This window comes from Streptomyces sp. F001, from assembly GCF_004187715.1.
Lineage (GTDB): Bacteria > Actinomycetota > Actinomycetes > Streptomycetales > Streptomycetaceae > Streptomyces > Streptomyces flavusporus.
In genome coordinates, this window is the sequence record NZ_QZWF01000009.1 from 232,276 (window position 1) to 249,018 (window position 16,743).

Below are 16,743 nucleotides of genomic sequence, written 5' to 3' on the forward strand. Positions count from 1 at the left end.
AACAAAAGGCCCCCGCCCGAAAGGGCGGAGGCCTTTTGTAGTGGAGCCCCCAAACGGAATCGAACCGTTGACCTTCTCCTTACCATGGAGACGCTCTGCCGACTGAGCTATAGGGGCCGGTCGCCTTGCCGAGGTTTCCCTCGCGGCAACGGAATAGATCATACCCCGAACAGGCCTGTGCTCCCAACCACGACCGCCCGAGACAAGACCGGTCAGAGGGCTGGCTGCAACAGGCCGCCCAGGGCATTGCACGCGGACACGATCCGCTGCATGTCCCGCTTCGTCAAAGCCCCTTCCACAGGCAGCGCAAGCGTTTCTGCCGCCGCCCGCTCGGTCTCCGGCAAGGACACGCACTGCCGGAACCCGGGCAGCCGATGCACCGGAGTTTTCACCGGAACCCGGCACTCAACGCCCCTGGCCCGCACGGCCCGCGCGAAGGCGTCCCGGTCCGGCCGCCCGTTCCCGGGCACCCGCACGACGTACTGCTGATAGGTGTGCCCGACACCGCCATCAGGGGTGTACACACCCTTCAACTTGGCATCGAGATAAGCAGCCCGCTGCCGTCGCTGAGCCACCTCGTCGTACGGCGACTCGGACTCCCCCTGCTCCAGCACCAGAATCCCGTGCCGCTGCCCAACACGGTGCAGCCGCGTCACATCCGCCGGCCGACCGAAGCGGTGTACGGCAACGACCCCCGCGGTACGCGGAGTTACGACCGCTTCGACAGCCGACGGGTCCAGGCAGTACGACACCGGGTCGATGTCCGCGAACACCGGGAGCGCACCGGCCAGAGCCACGGCTTCCGAGACCTCGACGTTCCCGAAGGCCGGCACGATGACCTCGTCACCGACTCCGATGCCGGCGGCCCTGAGCATTGCAGCAGTACCCATGCTGCGGATCGTGGTTGCGCAACGTGAACTTCAAGTGACACAGAACAAAAAAGGGTTGGACCCGGAACGGAAGTTCCGGGTCCAACCCACTCAAGATTTGTTCGGCGGTGTCCTACTCTCCCACAGGGTCCCCCCTGCAGTACCATCGGCGCTGTGAGGCTTAGCTTCCGGGTTCGGAATGTAACCGGGCGTTTCCCTCACGCTATGACCACCGAAACACTGTGAAACTGTGAACGCCGCACCACGCGCGGTGGCGTGGGGCTGTTCGTGGTTTCAGAACCAACACAGTGGACGCGAGCAACTGAGGACAAGCCCTCGGCCTATTAGTACCGGTCAACTCCACCCCTTGCGGGGCTTCCATATCCGGCCTATCAACCCAGTCGTCTACTGGGAGCCTTACCCCATCTAGTGGGTGGGAGTCCTCATCTCGAAGCAGGCTTCCCGCTTAGATGCTTTCAGCGGTTATCCCTCCCGAACGTAGCCAACCAGCCATGCCCTTGGCAGAACAACTGGCACACCAGAGGTTCGTCCGTCCCGGTCCTCTCGTACTAGGGACAGCCCTTCTCAAGACTCCTGCGCGCACAGCGGATAGGGACCGAACTGTCTCACGACGTTCTAAACCCAGCTCGCGTACCGCTTTAATGGGCGAACAGCCCAACCCTTGGGACCGACTCCAGCCCCAGGATGCGACGAGCCGACATCGAGGTGCCAAACCATCCCGTCGATATGGACTCTTGGGGAAGATCAGCCTGTTATCCCGGGGTACCTTTTATCCGTTGAGCGACGGCGCTTCCACAAGCCACCGCCGGATCACTAGTCCCGACTTTCGTCCCTGCTCGACCCGTCGGTCTCACAGTCAAGCTCCCTTGTGCACTTACACTCAACACCTGATTGCCAACCAGGCTGAGGGAACCTTTGGGCGCCTCCGTTACCCTTTGGGAGGCAACCGCCCCAGTTAAACTACCCATCAGACACTGTCCCTGATCCGGATCACGGACCCAGGTTAGACATCCAGCACGACCAGACTGGTATTTCAACGACGACTCCACCCACACTGGCGTGTGGACTTCACAGTCTCCCAGCTATCCTACACAAGCCGAACCGAACACCAATATCAAAAACTGTAGTAAAGTTCCCGGGGTCTTTCCGTCCTGCTGCGCGAAACGAGCATCTTTACTCGTAGTGCAATTTCACCGGGCCTATGGTTGAGACAGTCGAGAAGTCGTTACGCCATTCGTGCAGGTCGGAACTTACCCGACAAGGAATTTCGCTACCTTAGGATGGTTATAGTTACCACCGCCGTTTACTGGCGCTTAAGTTCTCAGCTTCGCCCACCCGAAGGTGAGCTAACCGGTCCCCTTAACGTTCCAGCACCGGGCAGGCGTCAGTCCGTATACATCGCCTTACGGCTTCGCACGGACCTGTGTTTTTAGTAAACAGTCGCTTCTCGCTGGTCTCTGCGGCCACCCCCAGCTCGGAGAGCAAGTCTCTTCACCGGGCGCGGCCCCCCTTCTCCCGAAGTTACGGGGCATTTTGCCGAGTTCCTTAACCATAGTTCACCCGAACGCCTCGGTATTCTCTACCTGACCACCTGAGTCGGTTTAGGGTACGGGCCGCCATGAAACTCGCTAGAGGCTTTTCTCGACAGCATAGGATCATCCACTTCACCACAATCGGCTCGGCATCAGGTCTCAGCCACACGTGCGACGGATTTACCTGTCGCACGGCCTACACCCTTACCCCGGGACAACCACCGCCCGGGATGGACTACCTTCCTGCGTCACCCCATCACTCACCTACTAACCGCTTGGTCCGGCGGCTCCACCACTCCGTGCTTGTCCGAAGACGCACACGGCGGTTTCACGGCCTTAGCATCACGATGCTCGATGTTTGACGCTCCACAGCGGGTACCGGAATATCAACCGGTTATCCATCGACTACGCCTGTCGGCCTCGCCTTAGGTCCCGACTTACCCTGGGCAGATCAGCTTGACCCAGGAACCCTTAGTCAATCGGCGCACACGTTTCTCACGTGTGTATCGCTACTCATGCCTGCATTCTCACTCGTCAACCGTCCACGACTCGCTTACGCGGCCGCTTCACCCGGCAGACGACGCTCCCCTACCCATCACAGTCTCCGTTGGGAGTATGTACTGCAATGACACGACTTCGGCGGTACGCTTGAGCCCCGCTACATTGTCGGCGCGGAATCACTTGACCAGTGAGCTATTACGCACTCTTTCAAGGGTGGCTGCTTCTAAGCCAACCTCCTGGTTGTCTCTGCGACTCCACATCCTTTCCCACTTAGCGTACGCTTAGGGGCCTTAGTCGATGCTCTGGGCTGTTTCCCTCTCGACCATGGAGCTTATCCCCCACAGTCTCACTGCCGCGCTCTCACTTACCGGCATTCGGAGTTTGGCTAAGGTCAGTAACCCGGTAGGGCCCATCGCCTATCCAGTGCTCTACCTCCGGCAAGAAACACACGACGCTGCACCTAAATGCATTTCGGGGAGAACCAGCTATCACGGAGTTTGATTGGCCTTTCACCCCTAACCACAGGTCATCCCCCAGGTTTTCAACCCTGGTGGGTTCGGTCCTCCACGAAGTCTTACCTCCGCTTCAACCTGCCCATGGCTAGATCACTCCGCTTCGGGTCTTGAGCGCGCTACTCTACCGCCCTGTTCGGACTCGCTTTCGCTACGGCTTCCCCACCCGGGTTAACCTCGCAACACACCGCAAACTCGCAGGCTCATTCTTCAAAAGGCACGCAGTCACGAGAATGAAGCAAGCTCCATTCCGACGCTCCCACGGCTTGTAGGCACACGGTTTCAGGTACTATTTCACTCCCCTCCCGGGGTACTTTTCACCATTCCCTCACGGTACTATCCGCTATCGGTCACCAGGGAATATTTAGGCTTAGCGGGTGGTCCCGCCAGATTCACACGGGATTTCTCGGGCCCCGTGCTACTTGGGTGTCTCTCAGACGAGCCGCTGACGTTTCGACTACGGGGGTCTTACCCTCTACGCCGGACCTTTCGCATGTCCTTCGCCTACATCAACGGTTTCTGACTCGCCGACCGGCCGGCAGACCGGTCAAGAGAGATCCCACAACCCCGCATGCGCAACCCCTGCCGGGTCTCACACGCATACGGTTTGGCCTCATCCGGTTTCGCTCGCCACTACTCCCGGAATCACGGTTGTTTTCTCTTCCTGCGGGTACTGAGATGTTTCACTTCCCCGCGTTCCCTCCACATGCCCTATGTGTTCAGGCATGGGTGACAGCCCATGACGACTGCCGGGTTTCCCCATTCGGACACCCCCGGATCAAAGCCTGGTTGACGACTCCCCGGGGCCTATCGTGGCCTCCCACGTCCTTCATCGGTTCCTGGTGCCAAGGCATCCACCGTGCGCCCTTAAAAACTTGGCCACAGATGCTCGCGTCCACTGTGCAGTTCTCAAACAACGACCAGCCACCCGTCACACACCACTACGTGATGCTTCACCGGGGCCGGCATCCGAAGGACGAGCAGCGCTCGCACCCTCAGACACCCAACAGCGTGCCCGCAGCCCCGACCAGATCAGCGTTCCACGCTTGCGGCAGTACTAGCTCCGTCCCCTGACCGTGCCGAATAATCAACGTTCCACCCATGAGCAACCGCAGGACGTTCGCCGATGTGGCCTGGCCCCAAGCAAGCGGCAGAAGTGCTCCTTAGAAAGGAGGTGATCCAGCCGCACCTTCCGGTACGGCTACCTTGTTACGACTTCGTCCCAATCGCCAGTCCCACCTTCGACAGCTCCCTCCCGCGAACGGGTTGGGCCACCGGCTTCGGGTGTTACCGACTTTCGTGACGTGACGGGCGGTGTGTACAAGGCCCGGGAACGTATTCACCGCAGCACTGCTGATCTGCGATTACTAGCGACTCCGACTTCATGGGGTCGAGTTGCAGACCCCAATCCGAACTGAGACCGGCTTTTTGAGATTCGCTCCACCTCACGGTATCGCAGCTCATTGTACCGGCCATTGTAGCACGTGTGCAGCCCAAGACATAAGGGGCATGATGACTTGACGTCGTCCCCACCTTCCTCCGAGTTGACCCCGGCGGTCTCCCGTGAGTCCCCAGCACCACAAGGGCCTGCTGGCAACACGGGACAAGGGTTGCGCTCGTTGCGGGACTTAACCCAACATCTCACGACACGAGCTGACGACAGCCATGCACCACCTGTACACCGACCACAAGGGGGCGCCTGTCTCCAGACGTTTCCGGTGTATGTCAAGCCTTGGTAAGGTTCTTCGCGTTGCGTCGAATTAAGCCACATGCTCCGCCGCTTGTGCGGGCCCCCGTCAATTCCTTTGAGTTTTAGCCTTGCGGCCGTACTCCCCAGGCGGGGAACTTAATGCGTTAGCTGCGGCACCGACGACGTGGAATGTCGCCAACACCTAGTTCCCACCGTTTACGGCGTGGACTACCAGGGTATCTAATCCTGTTCGCTCCCCACGCTTTCGCTCCTCAGCGTCAGTAATGGCCCAGAGATCCGCCTTCGCCACCGGTTGTTCCTCCTGATATCTGCGCATTTCACCGCTACACCAGGAATTCCGATCTCCCCTACCACACTCTAGCCAGCCCGTATCGAATGCAGACCCGGGGTTAAGCCCCGGGCTTTCACACCCGACGTGACAAGCCGCCTACGAGCTCTTTACGCCCAATAATTCCGGACAACGCTTGCGCCCTACGTATTACCGCGGCTGCTGGCACGTAGTTAGCCGGCGCTTCTTCTGCAGGTACCGTCACTTGCGCTTCTTCCCTGCTGAAAGAGGTTTACAACCCGAAGGCCGTCATCCCTCACGCGGCGTCGCTGCATCAGGCTTGCGCCCATTGTGCAATATTCCCCACTGCTGCCTCCCGTAGGAGTCTGGGCCGTGTCTCAGTCCCAGTGTGGCCGGTCGCCCTCTCAGGCCGGCTACCCGTCGTCGCCTTGGTGAGCCGTTACCTCACCAACAAGCTGATAGGCCGCGGGCCCATCCTTCACCGCCGGAGCTTTCCACCATCAAAGATGCCCAAGATGGTCGTATCCGGTATTAGACCCCGTTTCCAGGGCTTGTCCCAGAGTGAAGGGCAGATTGCCCACGTGTTACTCACCCGTTCGCCACTAATCCACCCCGAAGGGCTTCATCGTTCGACTTGCATGTGTTAAGCACGCCGCCAGCGTTCGTCCTGAGCCAGGATCAAACTCTCCGTGAATGTTTACCGGTCATCCGGTGCAACACCACGAGAGCGGAACAGCCGGGCGGAATAAGCCCGGCCGTTCACAGCGTCCTCGCTGTGTTATTTCAAAGGAACCTCGCCCCGGCCTGACGGCCGGAGACGGGGCATCAACATATCTGGCGTTGATTTTTGGCACGCTGTTGAGTTCTCAAGGAACGGACGCTTCCTTCGTACTCACCCTCTCGGGCTTTCCTCCGGGCGCTTCCCTTCGGTCTTGCGTTTCCGACTCTATCAGATCTTTTCCCGATCCGATTTCCTCGGCGCTTTCCAGGTTCCCGCTTTCGCGTTTCCCTTTCCGGCGGCTCCGACTTTATCAGAGATTCTGAGTCGGAATTTCCACCCCGCTCGGAGACTGTCTCCGGTTGCGCGAAGCAGCCGGGTTCCCCGTGAGGCGGAGCCGTAAACGTACTGGAGCGGGGCGCCCCGATGCAAATCGAGGCGCCCCGCTCCCAGTTCACGCGTACGAGGGGTCGTACCCGGGTCAGACCTCCACGACGACCGGGAGGATCATCGGCCTGCGCCGATACGTGTCGGAGACCCACTTGCCCAGCGTGCGGCGGATGAGTTGCTGCAGCTGGTGGGGCTCGACGACGCCGTCCTGGGCCGAGCGCTCGAGTGTCTCCGTGATCTTCGGGATGACATCGACGAAGGCCGCGTCCTCGATGCCCGAGCCGCGGGCCTGGACATGCGGGCCGCCCGTGATCTTGCCGGTGGACGAGTCCATGACGACGAAGACCGAGATGATGCCCTCTTCGCCCAGGATCCTGCGGTCCTTGAGGGCCGGCTCGCCGACGTCGCCGACCGAGAGGCCGTCGACGTACACGTAGCCCGCCTGGACCTTGCCGGAGATCTTCGCCTTGCCCTCGATGAGGTCGACGGCGACTCCGTCCTCGGCGATCACGATGCGGTCGTGGGGAACACCGGTCAGGGCACCGAGTTCCGCGTTGGCCCGTAGGTGGCGCCATTCGCCGTGGACCGGCATCAGGTTGCGCGGCCTGCAGATGTTGTAGAAGTACAGGAGCTCGCCCGCCGAGGCGTGGCCGGAGACGTGAACCTTGGCGTTGCCCTTGTGGACGACGTTGGCGCCCCAGCGGGTGAGACCGTTGATGACACGGTAGACCGCGTTCTCGTTGCCGGGGATGAGGGACGACGCCAGGATGACCGTGTCGCCGTTGACGATGCGGATCTGGTGATCCCTGTTGGCCATGCGGGACAGGGCCGCCATCGGCTCGCCCTGTGAGCCCGTGCAGACCAGGACCACCTCGTTGTCCGGCAGGTCGTCGAGTGTTCGGACGTCGACCACCAGGCCCGGGGGGACCTTCAGGTAGCCGAGGTCTCTGGCGATGCCCATGTTGCGGACCATGGAGCGGCCGACGAAGGCCACCCTGCGGCCGTACTCGTGGGCCGCGTCCAGAATCTGCTGGATGCGGTGGACGTGGCTGGCGAAGCTCGCCACGATGATCCGCTTGCGGGCGGACGCGAAGACCTGGCGCAGGACGTTGGAGATGTCGCGCTCGTGCGGGGTGAAGCCGGGGACCTCGGCGTTCGTGGAGTCGCTGAGGAGGAGGTCGATGCCTTCCTCGCTCAGCCGCGCGAAGGCGTGCAGGTCGGTGAGGCGGTTGTCCAGCGGGAGCTGGTCCATCTTGAAGTCGCCGGTGTGGACGACCATGCCCGCAGGGGTGCGGATGGCCACGGCCAGGGCGTCGGGGATGGAGTGGTTGACCGCGACGAACTCGCAGTCGAACGGGCCGATGCGCTCCCGGTGCCCCTCCGCCACCTCGAGGGTGTACGGCCGGATGCGGTGTTCCTGAAGCTTGGCCTCGATGAGAGCGAGGGTCAGCTTGGAGCCGATCAGTGGGATGTCCGGCTTCTCGCGGAGCAGGAACGGGACGCCGCCGATGTGGTCCTCGTGGCCGTGGGTGAGGACGATGCCCTCGATGTCGTCCAGGCGGTCCCGGATGGAGGTGAAGTCCGGCAGGATCAGGTCGATTCCGGGCTGCTCCTCCTCGGGGAAGAGCACTCCGCAGTCGACGATCAGCAGGCGGCCGCCGTACTCGAAGACCGTCATGTTCCGGCCGATCTCGCCGAGGCCGCCGAGCGGGGTGACCCGCAGGCCGCCTTCGGGGAGCGGCGGGGGCGGGCCGAGTTCAGGATGCGGATGACTCAAAAGACTCTCCTCACCACGCGCGCCACGTACCGGTTGGGCACGTGGCGCGCGTGACGTTCGTGCAGAAGCAGTTGTCGTTGTGGGGTGCAGGCACCGGTGGCCCGCGTATTCAGTTGTGAAGTCCGTACACGCCCGGCCGGGCGAAGTCTGATGTCAGAGCTGTACCCCGCCGGCGGCAAGATCGATCTTGAGCTGCTCGATCTCCTGGGCCGTGAGTTCGACCATGGGCGGACGCAGGGGGCCGCCGGGCAGGCCCTGGAGGGCGAGGGCGGCCTTGGTGGTCATGACGCCCTGGGTGCGGAACATGCCGGTGTAGACCGGGAGCAGCTTCTGGTGGATCTCGGTGGCCTTCTGGACATCGCCCGTCGTGTAGGCCTCGACGAGCTCGCGCAGTTCGGGCGTGACGACATGGCCGACGACGGAGACGAACCCGACCGCGCCCACGGAGAGCAGCGGCAGGTTGAGCATGTCGTCGCCGGAGTACCAGGCGAGGCCTGACCGGGCGATGGCCCAGCTTGCGCGGCCGAGGTCGCCCTTGGCGTCCTTGTTGGCGACGATCCGCGGGTGCTCGGCGAGGCGGACCAGCGTCTCCGTGTTGATCGGGACGCCGCTGCGGCCGGGAATGTCGTACAGCATGACCGGCAGCTCGGTGGCGTCGGCGACGGCCTTGAAGTGCTGGTAGAGACCTTCTTGCGGGGGCTTGTTGTAGTACGGCGTGACGACGAGGAGGCCGTGCGCGCCGGTCTTCTCGGCGGCGCGGGCCAGCTCGATGCTGTGGTGGGTGTCGTTGGTGCCGACACCGGCGACGATGTGGGCGCGGTCGCCCACTGCCTCCAGGACCACTCGTACGAGGTCCGATTTCTCCGCGTCGCTCGTGGTGGGGGACTCGCCGGTGGTGCCGTTGATGATCAGGCCGTCGTTGCCTGCGTCCACCAGGTGCGTGGCGAGCCGCTGCGCGCCGTCTAGGTCAAGTGCGCCGTCCGCCGTGAAGGGCGTGACCATGGCGGTGAGGACCCGCCCGAAGGGGGTCTGCGGAGTGGAGGTCGGAGCCATGGGTTACACGCTACTCGTTGCTCACGGCGGGGTCTGCCCTCGGGGGCCGGATAAGTCAGGACAAAGATGGAGCCCGGCACTGCCTGCTCGGGGGTTCAAGCAGTGCCGGGTCCGTTTGATCAGGCTAGATGAACTTCTCCAAATGCCGCAATACGGACACTTCGCCCGGCTGGTCCGTACATCTGTGCTCGGCGAGCGGGGAAGCGCATGTGCGTTACGGCGCCACGCGGCCGTTGGCGTTGAAGGCGGCATGCGTGAGCGGCATGAGGCCGGCCCACTCGGCCTCCATCTTCTCGCCGACCATCTCGATCTCACGCTGCGGGAAGGACGGGACCTTGGCCAGCTCGTGCTGGGTGCGCAGGCCGAGGAAGTGCATCAGCGAGCGGGCGTTGCACGTGGCGTACATCGAGGAGTACAGGCCGACCGGGAGGACCGCGCGGGCGACCTCGCGGGCGACGCCGGCGGCGAGCATCTCCTGGTAGGCCTCGTAGGCCTGGCGGTACGAGTCCTCCATGACACGGCCGACCAGCTCCTGCTGGGCCTGAGTGCCCTCGACGAACCGGTACTTGCCCGGGCGGCCCTCTTGGACCAGCTTGCGGGACTCGTCGGGGACGTAGAACACCGGCTGGAGCTCGCGGTAACGGCCGCTCTCCTCGTTGTACGACCAGCCCACGCGGTGCCGCATGAACTCGCGGAAGACGAAGATCGGGGCGCTGATGAAGAACGTCATCGAGTTGTGCTCGAAGGGGCTGCCGTGCCGATCCCGCATCAGGTAGTTGATCAGGCCCTTGGAGCGCTCCGGGTCCTTGTTCAGCTCGTCCAGGGACTGCTCGCCGGCGGTCGAGACGCGGGCGGCGAACAGCACGTCGGCGTCCGAGGCGGTGTGCTTGACCAGCTCGACGGTGACGTCGCTGCGGAAGCTCGGCTTGAGATCCGGGGCTTCCTGGGGTGCGTCGGCGGGGGTGTCGGTCACGGCTTGGAGGGTCCCTTCCATCCACTTCTCTCGGGCGGCGCCCACTCTACGGCCCGGCACTGACATCGGGGCGTTCGGTGCCGGGCCGCGACATTCGTCGGCGAACGTCGGCAACTTCTGCGAATTCAGCGAAACCTGGCACCTTTTGGGGCACTCGCTCGTCTGTGTAGGTGACAGCGATGCGTTCGAGCCCTGAGAGGAGAAGCAGCACCGATGTTCCTCCCCCAGCTACCGCTGGGAGGTGCCCCCAGGCGCGAACCCGTGCCGTTCGCCTTCCTCGCCGAAGCCGACAGGTTTCGTAGCAACGTCACTCCCCCATCCCGCGAGCGGGCCACCGCCGGGCAGATAGCCGGGCGTTGGCTCATGGGGCTCACCATCGTCGCCGCACTGGCGGGTTCCCTGGTGATCGGCATGCCGGCGCTGGAGCTCGACCACTCGGCCGAGCACCCGCATCAGTCCCAGGCGTCCGAAGGGCGCTGAGCCGGAGCTGACTCGGACGGACCCCCAGGGTGGTGAGCGGGGGCGCAGGTCGATAACCTCACCGGCACAGCCCATGCATGGATTGAGTGAGGACCAGCCGTGCCCCTGCCCTTCCTGACGGCCGACCGCGCCTTCGACGCAGCGGACGACGTCGCGCTGCCGTTCGACGATCGCGACCGCTGGCGGCGGCCCTACCGTCCCGGGCCCTGGCGCGTGGGCACGGCTGCGATCTGGCTGCTGCTCGCCTCGTACGTGCTGTTCGCCGCGGTGATCATCGCGCTGACCGGCACGCTGCCGTCCGCCGGGGTGGTGCTCGGCATCGCGCTGGTGGTCATTGTCGGGGCCCTGCGGCTGCTGCGCATGGGCGTGTGGGTGAGCGCCCACGGGCTGCGGCACGTGGGCTTCCTCCTCACGCGTACGGTGCGGTGGGACCAGGTCGTCGCCGTGCGGACGGTTCAGCAGCCGGTGCGCTGGTTCGGGCTGCCGCGCACCGTGCAGGGACAGGCCCTGCTCCTCGTACGCAAGGACCGGGCCGCGGACGACGTGCCACCGCTGATGACCACGCACAACGCCGACTTCCTGGGGCGGCCGCAGGCGTTCGACCGGGCGGCGGACGCGGTGGAGGTATGGGCCGAGGAGTATCGGCGGGGCATCTGACACCGGTTGCGGTGGCCTCCCCTCGACCATCGCAACCGTTGATTGAGGCACCACGACGGCGATCAATCACGTCCGCGAGAACGGCGCCGGCTCAGGCGCAAAAAGGAGCCCTGCCCTCGTGCAGGGCGATCGCCCGTTGCATCGCCTTGCGGGCGCGTGGGGTGTCGCGGGCGTCGTGGTAGGCGACGGCAAGGCGGAACCAGGCGCGCCAGTCGTCCGGCGCCGCCTCCGTCTCGGCCTTGCGCCGGGCGAAGACCTCGTCGGCCGAGTCGCGGTCGATACGGCCGCTGGGCATGCGCTTCAGCTCGTCGACGGGCAGGCCGCCCTCGGCCTCGAGTTCGGCGGCGAGCTGGTTGGCCCTGCGGACGAACTGGGTGTTCTTCCACAGGAACCACAGGCCGATCACCGGCAGGATCAGCACCGCGACACCGAAGGTGACGGTGAGGAACGTGCCGGTCTTGATGAGCAGCACCCCGCGGCTGCCGACCAGGACGAAGTAGAAGACCAGGACGGCGGCCGTGAGGGCGTAGGACAGCTTGGCTCGCATGGCTCGCGTCAGCTCAGGTCCAGGAAGTTTTCCAGGCCGAAGGTCAGGCCCGGAGTGGTCACCACGCGGCGCGCGCCCAGCAGAATGCCCGGCATGAAGCTGCTGTGGTGCAGGGAGTCGTGCCGGATGGTGAGGGTCTCGCCCTCGCCGCCGAGCAGCACCTCCTGATGTGCGAGCAGACCGCGCAGGCGGACGGCGTGCACGGGAACGCCGTCGACGTCGGCGCCGCGCGCGCCGTCCAGGGCCGTGACGGTGGCGTCCGGCGCCGGGGCGGTGCCGGCCGCACGGCGGGCCTCGGCGATGAGCTGGGCGGTGCGGGTGGCGGTGCCGCTGGGGGCGTCGACCTTGTTCGGGTGGTGCAGCTCGACGACCTCGACGGACTCGAACCAGGGTGCGGCGATCTGCGCGAACTTCATGGTGAGCACGGCGCCGATGGAGAAGTTCGGCGCGATCAGCACGCCGGTCTCCGGGGACTGGGCCAGCCAGCCCCTGAGCTGCGCGAGGCGCTCGTCGGTCCAGCCCGTCGTACCGACGACGGCGTGGATGCCATGCCGTACACAGAAGTCGAGGTTGCCCATCACCGAGGCGGGGGTGGTCAGCTCGACGGCCACCTGGGCGCCGGTCTCGGCCAGGGTCTCCAGCTTGTCGCCCCGGCCGAGGGCGGCGACCAGCTCCATGTCCTCGGCGGCCTCGACGGCTCGTACCGCCTCCGAACCGATCCGGCCCTTGGCACCGAGGACCGCCACGCGCAGCTTGCTCATGATCTTGCTTCCTTACCGGATACGGGGGGTCAGGCGACGGCCTCGTGCAGCCGGGACGCCTGTTTGTCCTTCAACGGGCCGATGACCGACAGGGAGGGCCGTTGTCCCAGAATCTCGCGGGCGACCGAGCGGACGTCGTCCGGGGTGACCGAGGCTATCCGGGCCAGCATGTCGTCGACGGACATCTGCTCGCCCCAGCACACCTCGCTCTTGCCGATGCGGTTCATCAGCGCGCCGGTGTCCTCCATGCCGAGGACCGTGGAGCCGCGGAGCTGGCCGATGGCGCGGTCGATCTCGTCCTCGGGCAGGCCGTGTTCGGCGACGTGGTCGAGTTCGTCGCGGCAGATCTTCAGCACGTCGTGGACCTGCGAGGGCCGGCAGCCGGCGTACACGCCGAACAGGCCGCAGTCCGCGAAGCCGGAGGTGTACGAGTACACGCTGTAGGCCAGGCCGCGCTTCTCGCGGACCTCCTGGAAGAGGCGGGACGACATGCCGCCGCCGAGCGCGGTGTTCAGCACGCCCAGGGCCCAGCGGCGCTCGTCGGTGCGGGCGAGCCCGGGCATGCCGAGCACGACATGGGCCTGCTCCGTCTTGCGGCCGAGCATCTCGACGCGGCCGGCGGTGCGGATGACGCGACGGCCGTCGCGCGGGGCGAGGGGCGTGGCGTCGGGGTCCGTGAGGGCGCCGGCCTTCTCGAAGGCGGCGCGGACCTGGCGTACGACCTTGTTGTGGTCGATGTTGCCGGCGCAGGCGACCACGAGGTGGGTCGGGTCGTAGTGCTTCTTGTAGAAGCGGCGGATGCGGTCGGCGGTGAGGGCGTTGACCGTGTCGACCGTGCCCAGGACCGGGCGGCCGAGGGGGTTGTCGCCGAACATGGTGTGCGCGAACAGGTCGTGCACGCAGTCGCCCGGATCGTCCTCGGTCATCGCGATCTCTTCGAGGATGGCGCCGCGCTCGATGTTGACGTCCTCCTCGAGGATCAGCGAGCCGGTGAGCATGTCACAGACGACGTCTATGGCGAGCGGCAGGTCGGTGTCGAGGACGCGCGCGTAGTAGCACGTGTACTCCTTCGCCGTGAACGCGTTCATCTCGCCGCCGACGGCGTCGAGGGCGGAGGAGATGTCCAGGGCGCTTCTTCTCTGCGTGCCCTTGAAGAGCAGGTGCTCCAGGTAGTGCGTGGCCCCGTTGAGGGACCTGGTCTCGTCGCGGGAGCCGACGTGCGCCCAGATGCCGAACGTGGCGGAGCGCACGGAGGGCAGGGTCTCGGTGACGACGCGCAGGCCCCCGGGGAGGGTGGTCTTGCGGACGGTGCCGATGCCGTTCGTGCCCTTGATGAGGGTTTGGGTACGGGCGACGGCCCGCGCCTCCGAAGAGGTGCGGGCCGTCGCCTTGGAGCTACGGGACGTCACTGGTCGGCGTCGTCCTTCTTGTCCTCGGCAGCTTCCTCGCCCTCGATCACGGGGATGAGGGAGAGCTTGCCGCGGGAGTCGATCTCGGCGATCTCGACCTGGACCTTGTGGCCCACGCCGAGCACGTCCTCGACGTTCTCCACGCGCTTGCCGCCGGCCAGCTTGCGGATCTGCGAGATGTGCAGCAGGCCGTCCTTGCCCGGGAGCAGGGAGACGAAGGCACCGAAGGTGGTCGTCTTCACGACCGTACCGAGGTAGCGCTCGCCGACCTCCGGCATCGTCGGGTTGGCGATGCCGTTGATCGTGGTGCGGGCGGCCTCGGCGGACGGGCCGTCGGCGGCACCGATGTAGATCGTGCCGTCGTCCTCGATGGTGATCTCGGCGCCCGTGTCCTCCTGGATCTGGTTGATCATCTTGCCCTTGGGGCCGATGACCTCACCGATCTTGTCGACCGGGATCTTCACGGTGATGATCCGCGGCGCGTTCGGGGACATCTCGTCGGGCCGGTCGATGGCCTCCATCATCACGTCGAGGATGTGGAGACGGGCGTCGCGGGCCTGCTTCAGGGCGGCGGCGAGCACGGAGGCCGGGATGCCGTCCAGCTTGGTGTCGAGCTGGAGGGCGGTCACGAACTCCTTGGTGCCGGCGACCTTGAAGTCCATGTCACCGAAGGCGTCCTCCGCACCGAGGATGTCGGTGAGGGTGACGTAGTGCGTCTCGCCGTCGATCTCCTGGGAGATCAGGCCCATGGCGATACCGGCGACCGGTGCCTTCAGCGGCACACCGGCGTTCAGCAGCGACATGGTGGAGGCGCAGACCGAACCCATGGACGTCGAACCGTTGGAGCCGAGGGCCTCGGACACCTGACGGATCGCGTACGGGAACTCCTCGCGCGTCGGCAGCACCGGCACGAGCGCACGCTCGGCGAGGGCGCCGTGGCCGATCTCGCGGCGCTTGGGGGAGCCGACGCGGCCGGTCTCGCCGGTGGAGTACGGCGGGAAGTTGTAGTTGTGCATGTAGCGCTTGCGGGTCACCGGGGAGAGGGTGTCCAGCTGCTGCTCCATGCGGAGCATGTTGAGGGTGGTGACGCCCAGGATCTGGGTCTCGCCACGCTCGAACAGCGCGGAACCGTGCACCCGCGGGATGGCCTCGACCTCGGCGGCCAGCGTGCGGATGTCGGTGACACCGCGGCCGTCGATGCGCTTCTTCTCCTTGATCACGCGCTCGCGGACGAGCTGCTTGGTCAGGGAGCGGTACGCGGCGGAGATCTCCTTCTCGCGGCCCTCGAACTCCGGCAGGAGCTTCTCGGCGGCGAGCGCCTTGACGCGGTCGAGCTCGCTCTCGCGCTCCTGCTTGCCCGCGATGGTCAGCGCGGAGGCGAGCTCCGGCTTGACGGCGGCGGCCAGCGCCTCCAGGACGTCGTCCTGGTAGTCGAGGAAGATCGGGAACTCGGCGGTCGGCTTGGCGGCCTTCGCGGCGAGGTCGGCCTGGGCCTTGCACAGGACCTTGATGAACGGCTTCGCAGCGTCCAGACCAGCGGCGACGATCTCCTCGGTCGGCGCCTCGGCGCCGCCCTCGACCAGCGTGATGGTCTTGTCGGTGGCCTCGGCCTCGACCATCATGATCGCGACGTCGCCGTCCTCCAGGGTGCGGCCCGCGACGACCATGTCGAAGACGGCGTCCTCGAGCTCGGTGTGCGTCGGGAAGGCCACCCACTGGCCGCGGATCAGCGCGACGCGGACGCCGCCGATCGGGCCGGAGAAAGGCAGGCCGGCCAGCTGCGTGGACGCGGACGCGGCGTTGATCGCCACGACGTCGTACAGGTGGTCGGGGTTGAGCGCCATGATCGTGGCGACGACCTGGATCTCGTTGCGCAGGCCCTTCTTGAAGGACGGGCGCAGCGGGCGGTCGATCAGACGGCAGGTGAGGATGGCGTCCTCGGAGGGACGGCCCTCACGGCGGAAGAAGCTGCCGGGGATCTTGCCGGCGGCGTACATCCGCTCCTCGACGTCCACCGTCAGCGGGAAGAAGTCGAGCTGGTCCTTGGGGTTCTTGGAGGCGGTGGTGGCCGACAGCACCATGGTGTCGTCGTCCAGGTACGCCACGGCGGAGCCGGCGGCCTGCTTGGCCAGGCGGCCCGTCTCGAAGCGGATGGTGCGGGTGCCGAAGGCGCCGTTGTCGATGACGGCCTCGGCGTAGTGGGTCTCGTTCTCCACTAGTGTTTTCTCCTCGTCTTCGTCCCTCCTCGCCCGTGATGGCGGGGGGACGGTGGCGGAGAAGCGCGCCGTCTGGTGCGGGCCGGTCTTCGATCGAAGCACCCGGGGCTCGCTTCCCCCCCGGGGGCCACTACCGAGGACCGGCGGCGGCGAGGTGCGCTTCTCCTCGTTCGTCTTGTGATCCCGCCATACCCCTGTTGGTACGCGGCATCACGCTGTGTCGTACGTCTTGCGTTGTGCTACCACACTACAAAGGGGCAGTGACACTGCGCACGTTTCCGCACGTACGGCAAAGGGAGCGGCCCCCTCGACAGTGGGAACCGCTCC

General features: G+C 65.3%; 10 protein-coding genes, 1 tRNA gene and 3 rRNA genes. 2 read left to right on the forward strand and 12 right to left on the reverse strand.

All coding sequences use genetic code 11. The annotated features are described in order from the left end of the window. Nucleotides 1-41 precede the first annotated feature (41 nt). The 8 genes from StrepF001_RS28825 to thyX form a co-directional block, all read right to left on the reverse strand. Nucleotides 42-117 (reverse strand) — tRNA-Thr (locus tag StrepF001_RS28825). Nucleotides 118-212: 95 nt separating this feature from the next. Further along, nucleotides 213-875, reverse strand: a complete 663-nt coding sequence (locus StrepF001_RS28830; protein ID WP_129801172.1) for a DegT/DnrJ/EryC1/StrS family aminotransferase — start codon at nt 873-875, stop codon at nt 213-215. 114 nt (nt 876-989) lie between these two features. Then, nucleotides 990-1,106: ribosomal RNA gene (gene rrf, locus StrepF001_RS28835) — 5S ribosomal RNA — on the reverse strand. Nucleotides 1,107-1,193: 87 nt separating this feature from the next. Further along, a 23S ribosomal RNA gene (locus StrepF001_RS28840) occupies nt 1,194-4,316 on the reverse strand. 286 nt (nt 4,317-4,602) lie between these two features. Next, a 16S ribosomal RNA gene (locus StrepF001_RS28845) occupies nt 4,603-6,129 on the reverse strand. Together the 16S, 23S and 5S rRNA genes form the textbook arrangement of a ribosomal RNA operon. Before the next feature lie 505 nt (nt 6,130-6,634). After that, entirely contained in the window at nt 6,635-8,320 is a 1,686-nt protein-coding gene (locus StrepF001_RS28855; RefSeq protein ID WP_129801128.1) for a ribonuclease J, read from the reverse strand. A 153-nt stretch (nt 8,321-8,473) separates the two neighbouring features. After that, nucleotides 8,474-9,373 (reverse strand): 4-hydroxy-tetrahydrodipicolinate synthase, encoded by a 900-nt coding sequence (dapA, locus tag StrepF001_RS28860; RefSeq protein WP_129801129.1) that lies wholly within the window; start codon nt 9,371-9,373, stop codon nt 8,474-8,476. Nucleotides 9,374-9,587: 214 nt separating this feature from the next. Continuing rightward, on the reverse strand, nt 9,588-10,346 hold the full coding sequence (thyX, locus tag StrepF001_RS28865) for an FAD-dependent thymidylate synthase (protein ID WP_129801130.1): 759 nt from the start codon (nt 10,344-10,346) through the stop codon (nt 9,588-9,590). Nucleotides 10,347-10,559: 213 nt separating this feature from the next. Between thyX and StrepF001_RS28870 the strand changes: the two genes are divergently transcribed. Both StrepF001_RS28870 and StrepF001_RS28875 read left to right on the forward strand, forming a co-directional pair. After that, nucleotides 10,560-10,826, forward strand: coding sequence for a hypothetical protein (locus StrepF001_RS28870; protein ID WP_129801131.1), 267 nt, complete (start codon nt 10,560-10,562; stop codon nt 10,824-10,826). A gap of 99 nt (nt 10,827-10,925) precedes the next feature. Continuing rightward, the gene (locus tag StrepF001_RS28875) at nt 10,926-11,483 is read left to right on the forward strand and encodes a hypothetical protein (RefSeq protein WP_129801132.1); all 558 of its coding nucleotides are present in this window, start codon (nt 10,926-10,928) and stop codon (nt 11,481-11,483) included. 91 nt (nt 11,484-11,574) lie between these two features. On the opposite strand, the gene StrepF001_RS28880 is transcribed toward StrepF001_RS28875, so the two are convergent. Genes StrepF001_RS28880 through StrepF001_RS28895 form a run of 4 tightly spaced genes read right to left on the reverse strand, consistent with a single transcriptional unit; the run spans nt 11,575 to nt 16,416 of the window. Continuing rightward, on the reverse strand, nt 11,575-12,030 hold the full coding sequence (locus StrepF001_RS28880) for a tetratricopeptide repeat protein (protein WP_129801133.1): 456 nt from the start codon (nt 12,028-12,030) through the stop codon (nt 11,575-11,577). An 8-nt stretch (nt 12,031-12,038) separates the two neighbouring features. Then, nucleotides 12,039-12,791: a 4-hydroxy-tetrahydrodipicolinate reductase gene (gene dapB / locus StrepF001_RS28885; protein ID WP_129801134.1), complete on the reverse strand. Its 753-nt coding sequence runs from the start codon at nt 12,789-12,791 to the stop codon at nt 12,039-12,041. 29 nt (nt 12,792-12,820) lie between these two features. Next, entirely contained in the window at nt 12,821-14,200 is a 1,380-nt protein-coding gene (locus StrepF001_RS28890; RefSeq protein WP_129801135.1) for a pitrilysin family protein, read from the reverse strand. After that, entirely contained in the window at nt 14,197-16,416 is a 2,220-nt protein-coding gene (locus tag StrepF001_RS28895; protein WP_129801136.1) for a polyribonucleotide nucleotidyltransferase, read from the reverse strand. Before StrepF001_RS28895 ends, StrepF001_RS28890 begins: the two co-directional genes overlap by 4 nt. Nucleotides 16,417-16,743: the final 327 nt, after the last annotated feature.